This is a genomic window from Pseudomonas reactans (assembly GCF_013385825.1).
GTDB classification, from domain to species: domain Bacteria; phylum Pseudomonadota; class Gammaproteobacteria; order Pseudomonadales; family Pseudomonadaceae; genus Aquipseudomonas; species Aquipseudomonas reactans.
Window position 1 is genome coordinate 1 of record NZ_JACAPG010000036.1, and the last position, 408, is coordinate 408.

General features: G+C 58.6%; 1 protein-coding gene. It reads right to left on the reverse strand.

The window, feature by feature from the left end:
- A partial coding sequence (locus tag HX868_RS30560) for a ribonucleotide-diphosphate reductase subunit beta (protein ID WP_177005436.1) occupies positions 1 to 408 on the reverse strand: 408 nt, incomplete at both ends.

A 408-nucleotide genomic window follows, 5' to 3' on the forward strand; every position in this document is an offset into this window, starting at 1 on the left:
ATCTGGGTGAAGCCGCAGTAGAAGAAGATGCCTTCCAGGACGCAGTAGTAGGCGACCAAGTTGCGCAGCAGCTCTTTGTCGGTTTCGACGGTGCCGGTTTCGAACTTCGGATCGGAGATCGAACGGGTGTATTTCAGGCCCCAGGCGGCTTTTTTAGCGACCGATGGGATCTCGTGGTACATGTTGAAGATCTCGCCTTCATCCATGGCCAACGATTCGATGCAGTACTGGTAGGCGTGGGTGTGGATCGCTTCTTCGAAGGCCTGGCGCAGGATGTACTGGCGGCACTCCGGGTTGGTGATCAGGCGGTACACGGCCAGCACCAGGTTGTTGGCGACCAGGGAGTCGGCGGTGGAGAAGAAGCCCAGGTTGCGCATGACGATACGACGTTCGTCGTCGGTCAGGCCG